This is a genomic window from Saccharopolyspora sp. (genome assembly GCF_017434145.1).
In the GTDB taxonomy this organism is placed as follows: domain Bacteria; phylum Actinomycetota; class Actinomycetes; order Mycobacteriales; family Pseudonocardiaceae; genus Saccharopolyspora_C; species Saccharopolyspora_C galaxeae.
The window spans coordinates 1-5,436 of record NZ_JAFRFW010000542.1; the positions used below are offsets into that span (position 1 = coordinate 1).

The following is a 5,436-nucleotide window of genomic DNA, read 5'->3' on the forward strand; positions in this document are numbered from 1 at the left end:
GCCGAAGTTCACCGACGCGGCTACGGCGCACACCGCCGCCGACCTGTGGTACTCGCTGAGCAGGAGTCGCGCACCACCGCGACTACGAGCTGTCCCCGACCATCACCGAACTGCACAACTGGCACCGCAGCACCAGTGATGCCTGCGCCGCGCTGACCTCGCCCACACGCTGAAACCAGCGCAATCGCGGCGATAGCACTGCTTCTTCCCACAATCTCCGATGCTTCCTTCGGGTGATCTCGGTGGTTTGCCCAGTTGGCAACCCGCGAAGCTTGGCCCGCGAAGATCAGTGAAGGGGGCAACATGGGAACGCGCAACGGGGTTCCGGTGCACACCAGGCGGGCCAGCAGCAGGCTGCGCGAGCTACGGCAACGCAGCGGCTTCACCGAGAAGGACGTCTCGCGCGCACTGGGCATCTCGATGAGCAAGGTCAGCCGGATGGAATCCGGCCACCGAGCCTTGAAGGCCGACGACGTGGCCGCACTCCTCGGCCTCTACCGGATACCGGCACGGGAACGGCAGGAAGTTCTCAGCATCGTTCGGGACGGTTCGGAGACCAATTGGTGGACCAGCCGGAGTGTCCCGACCTCGCGGGTCTGGGATGACTTGAAATCGTTCGAAAGCGAAGCCGTCGTCCTGCGCAGCTACGAGACGATGCTCGTCCCCGGGTTGCTGCAAACGCCCGACTATGTGGAGGCGATCACCGCAGCATTGGCCCCGGCTTCACCGGCGATCGATATTGACGCACTGCAAACCCAACGCGTGGAACGACAGTTGCTGCTGCATTCCGACCGCCGGTACGAGTTCCTCATCGAGCAAGCAGTCCTGGACCGGCATATCGGCAGCGCCGAGGTGATGTATCACCAGTATCAGCGGATGAGCGCCTAGGCGGATCGGAGCAACATAACCCTGCGCGTGGTCCCCACGAAGGCGGGCGCACACGCTGGGCTAACCGGTCCACTGCTCTACTTCGAGTTTCCGGAGCACGAAGACCTTCTGCTCAGTGAGAGCCGCAGCTCCGCATCGTACGTGGAAGACCCGCGATGCCTTGCGGACGCGCGGGAAGCTCTCCAAATGCTGCGCAAGGTAGCGCTTTCCCCGGAAGAGTCGGCTAACCTGATCAAGCGTGTTTCCAACGGATTGGAAAGGCAGCCATGATCCACCACGACGCATCACGAGACGCGACGTCACCTGCACTCATGTGGCGCAAGAGCAGCTACAGCTCCGAGGTACGTCACTGCGTCGAGGTCGCCTCGGCCGACCGCGCCGTCGCCGCACGCGACTCGAAGAACCCGCAGGGCGCCGTCCTGCTGATGAGCCCGACGATCTGGTCAACATTCCTGCACGGCATCCGCGACGGCCGCTTCGACCACTGACCCGCACGGCCGACGATCAGACGGAGTGAGCGGACCGCTGGGCCGGTAAGGGTCGGCGAGCGGGACGTTCACTCCGCCCGCGTTGCGGCGGGCGCGCAACGGGCAGTCTCACGCCCGCTTCGGCAGTACCTCGTCGGCGACGATGGCGCCCGGGTGGCGGATGACCGTGGCGGCGATTTTCTGGGCGTGCTGGGCGGAATCGGGCGGGGCGGTGCCGGTGAGGCGGGCTGCCAGGTAGGCGGCGTTGAAGGCGTCGCCTGCGGCGGTGGAGTCGACGACCCTCGGGACGTGCTCGGCGGGCAGGCGAAGGGTCCAGTCGCCGTCGAGCAGGACGCAGCCGTTGGCGCCGTCCTTGACCACGGCGTCCTCGACGCCCAGACCGCGCAGCCGGTCCACTGTGGCGGCAGCGTCCGGGTCGGCGAAAAGGGCTTGCTCGTCGGAGAACGTGGGCAACGCGATCGAGGTGAGCCGCCACAGCTCGCGGACCTGCTCGGCGGCTTCCGCGGCGTCCGGCCAGCCCGCTGGGCGGTAGTTGCTGTCGAAGGAGACGCGGCCACCGGAGGTGCGGAACTTCGCCAGCGCCTCCCGCAGACGTTCGCGGGCGGGCGGACTGAGGATCTGCAAGGTGATCGCGGACAGGTGCACGACGTCGTAGTCGGCGAAGTCCACACCGTCCACATCGGTCTCGAACAGTTTCCGGGCCGCTGAAAGGGATCGGTAATAGGTGAAGCTGCGCTCGCCGTGTTCGTCGGTGCGCACCAGGTACAGCCCGGGCTGTTCGCCGGGAAGCTGCCGGATCCGCTCGGTGCCGATGCCTTCGCTGCGCATCGCGGCCAGGATCCGCTCGCTGTAGTGGTCGTCGCCGAGCAGCGTGAGGTAATCCACCTGCACTTGGTCCGGAGTGGTCAGACGCGCCAGGTACGCGGCGGTGTTGAACGTGTCTCCTGCGCAGCCCACGGCCAGCGTGTCCGCATCCCGGTGCGTGAGTTCGATCATGCACTCCCCGATCGCCAGCACCCGGATCACGCCCGGCCCTCCCCTGCTCGCACGACTCCTTGTTCAGCGGCCCAGGCACGCGCCCCCGCGGCGCCGAGCCCGCGCAGATTCTCCCGCAGCAGTGCGGTGAAACGGGAATCGGCTGCCAACTCGGCGTCGAGTTCGGACAACAGCCGATCGGCGCGAGCCAACAGCTCAGCCTCATCCGCGGCACGTACCCGGTCGGCCAGCGGATCGGAGACCGCCAGCTCCGCACCACGATCGTCCACGCTCAGCGCGGTATAGCGCAGCCAGGCGGCCACCACCAGCGCCGTTCGCAGTGGCGATCGACCGGCGGTCATGTTCTGCCGGATCGCGCCGAGCAGGCGGACCGGGAGCTTTTGCGAGCCGTCGGAGGCGACCTGCGCGGTTCGGTGCTTCAGCGCGGGATTGGCGAATCGGCGCAGCACGGTGTCGGCGTAGGCGTGCAGGTCGATCTCCGGGGCGTCCACCGTGGGCAGCACCTCTTCGGTGAGCAGGCTGCGCACGAATCCCTCCAGCGCCTCGTCCTGCACGGCTTCGGCGATGGTTTCGTACCCGGCGAGCCCGCCGAGGTAGGCCAGCGCCGAGTGGCTGCCGTTGAGCACCCGCAGTTTGGCTTGCTCGTACGGAGCCGTGTCGGCGGTGAACACGACGCCGGAGCGCGCCCAATCCGGGCGCCCGCCCGGGAATTCGTCGGTGCTGACCCATTGCGAGTACGGTTCGGCCGCCACCGCGGCCCGATCGCGCACGCCCAGTTCCGCGGCGACCCGCGCCAGGTCGTCCTCGGTCGTGGCGGGCACGATGCGGTCGACCACCGAGGATGGGAATCCGGCTTCGCTTTCCAGGAACTCCACGAGCGGGCGCGCCTCGCCACCCGGCATGAGCCAGCAGAAATCGTGCAGCACCGAACGCAGCGCGGCACCGTTGCCCGGCAGGTTGTCGCAGCTCGCGAGCGCGATCGGCCCGGCATCGGCGGCGATGCGGCGCTGCAAACCGCGCACCAGGGCACCGATGATGGTGCGCGGGGTGCCGCCCGCCGCTTCCGCGCGCAGTTCGTCGTCGGCCAGCAGCCGACCGTCCGGACCCAGCCGGTATCCCTTCTCGGTGACCGTCAGCGTCACCGCCCGAGTCGCCGGAGAAGCCAGGGCATCGAGCACCTTCTCCTGCTGCGTGGGCAGATGAGCGGTGTCCACGATGGAACTCATGACGCGGGAAGAGCGGTGCGATCCTTCCTTCGACAGCACGGCGTAGTAGTGGTCCTGCGCGCGCAGCGACTCCAGCACGTCGGTGGATCGCGGACTCACCGCGAGAATTCCCCAGTCACCCGCGTCCTGGGTGTGGACGGCCTGGTGCGCGCGGTGGAACGCACCGAGTCCGATGTGGACGATACCGGGCGGACCCTGGCCGCGGGCGCCGGGCCGCGCGGCTGCGGGCAACCGATCCAGCCGGGAGGCGTTGAGCCGTGGCTCGGTCACGGGATGCTCCTTCCAGCAGGTCACCAGTCGTGCATCGAGCCGTCGCGCAACCGGTTCACCGGCAGGTACTTCGGCTCGTACGGGTATTTCGCGGCGGCCTCCTCGTCGATCTCCACGCCGAGACCGGGCGCCGTACCAGGGTGCATGAGCCCGTCCTCGAAGGAGTAGTTCGTCTTGAACACCTCACCGGCCGGGTCGAGATGACCCATGTACTCCTGAATTCCGAAGTTCGGCACCGTCAGGTCGAGGTGCAGCGCGGCGGCGAACGACACCGGCGAGAGGTCTCCGGCACCGTGCGAACCGGTGCGCACCCCGTACAGCGCCGCCAGGTCGAAAATCCTGCGCAGGTGCGTGATCCCACCGGCGTGCGAGACCGATGCGCGGATGTAGTCGATCAGCCGCTCGGTGATCAGGTGCTGGCAGTCCCAGATGGAGTTGAACACCTCGCCGACCGCGATCGGCGTGGTGGTGTGCTGCCGGATCGTGCGGAACGCCTCCTGGTCCTCGGCCGGAGTCGGGTCCTCGATCCAGAACATCCGGTACGGCTCCAACGACTTGCCCAGTTGCGCCGCCTCCAGCGGCGAGAGCCGGTGGTGCACGTCGTGCAGCAGGTGGAAGTCGTATCCGAAGCGTTCCCGCACCGCCCGCATCATCTCCGGCGCGAAGTCCAAATAGGCCGGTGTGTGCCAGACGTTGTCGGACGGCATCGCGGCGTCGGCCGGTTCGTACGTCTCACCGGTTCCCGGGTGGTGCAGCCCGTAGGTGCTGTCCAGTCCGGGGATCGCCGCTTGCACCCGGATCGCCTTGTAGCCGCGCTCGTGGAACGTCGCCACGTCGTCGAGGAGTTCGTCGATGCTCCGCCCGCTGGCGTGGCCGTAGATCGTGACGCCGTCGCGGGCGGCTCCGCCGAGCAGCTGGTGCACCGGTTTTCCGGTCTCCTTGCCCAGGATGTCCCACAGCGCGCAGTCCACGGCGGCGATCGAGGTCATCGTCACCGGCCCGCGACGCCAGTACGCACCCCGGTACAGGTACTGCCAGATGTCGTTGATGTGCCCGGCATCCCGTCCGATCAACAGTGGACAGACGTGCTCGCGCAGGTACGCGGCCACGGCCAGCTCGCGGCCGTTGAGGGTGGCGTCGCCGAGCCCGGTGACCCCGTCCGCGGTAGTGATCTTCAGCGTGACGTAGTTGCGCCCCGGACAGGTCACGATGACATCGGCGGCGGTGATCCTCATGCGTCCTCCTCGGACAGTACGGCGATCTTCAGGTGGTCGCGGTCGGTGAGCGCGGTGTGCAACGCCAACCCGGTCTGCTCCAGCGGGAACCGGCCCGTGACCATCCGGGCGAGGTCGACCCGGCCGGCGCGGACCATGCCGACAGCGGCCCGGAACGCGCCCGGCCCGTAGCGGAAGCAGCCGCGCACGTCGATCTCCCAGCGCTGCGCGGCGGCGAGCAATTCCGGCGACGGCGCGCGCCCCGCGGGCACGCCGACCAGCGCCAGCACACCACCCGGCACGAGCGCGGCCGGCGCCAACGCCTCCGGCGCGCCGGAGCACTCGAGTTGGTGA

Annotated in this window: 4 protein-coding genes and 2 pseudogenes; 2 read left to right on the forward strand and 4 right to left on the reverse strand. The window is 68.3% G+C overall.

Translation table 11 applies throughout. The features are described from left to right. Positions 1–303 precede the first annotated feature (303 nt). Positions 304–1,158 (forward strand): annotated as a pseudogene (locus IJH84_RS15020) (helix-turn-helix transcriptional regulator). Then, positions 1,155–1,376 (forward strand): DUF397 domain-containing protein, encoded by a 222-nt coding sequence (locus IJH84_RS15025; protein WP_200070641.1) that lies wholly within the window; start codon positions 1,155–1,157, stop codon positions 1,374–1,376. Before IJH84_RS15020 ends, IJH84_RS15025 begins: the two are co-directional and overlap by 4 nt. Before the next feature lie 108 nt (positions 1,377–1,484). On the opposite strand, the gene IJH84_RS15030 is transcribed toward IJH84_RS15025, so the two are convergent. The 4 genes and pseudogenes from IJH84_RS15030 to IJH84_RS15045 all read right to left on the reverse strand — a co-directional run. Continuing rightward, entirely contained in the window at positions 1,485–2,402 is a 918-nt protein-coding gene (locus IJH84_RS15030) for a sugar kinase (RefSeq protein WP_295145516.1), read from the reverse strand. Continuing rightward, entirely contained in the window at positions 2,399–3,868 is a 1,470-nt protein-coding gene (locus IJH84_RS15035) for a mannitol dehydrogenase family protein (protein ID WP_295145518.1), read from the reverse strand. Before IJH84_RS15035 ends, IJH84_RS15030 begins: the two co-directional genes overlap by 4 nt. 20 nt (positions 3,869–3,888) lie before the next feature. Next, complete coding sequence (gene manD, locus IJH84_RS15040) at positions 3,889–5,103, reverse strand: D-mannonate dehydratase ManD (protein WP_200070644.1); 1,215 nt, start codon at positions 5,101–5,103, stop codon at positions 3,889–3,891. Further along, positions 5,100–5,436: pseudogene (locus IJH84_RS15045) on the reverse strand (hypothetical protein); the annotation flags it as partial. The gene manD and the pseudogene IJH84_RS15045, both read right to left, overlap by 4 nt.

Excerpts from the sequence above, each read along its gene's own strand:
- manD (WP_200070644.1), bottom strand. The coding sequence starts at position 5,103 with ATGAGGATCACCGCCGCCGATGTCATCGTGACCTGTCCGGGGCGCAAC.
- IJH84_RS15025 (WP_200070641.1), top strand. The coding sequence starts at position 1,155 with ATGATCCACCACGACGCATCACGAGACGCGACGTCACCTGCACTCATG.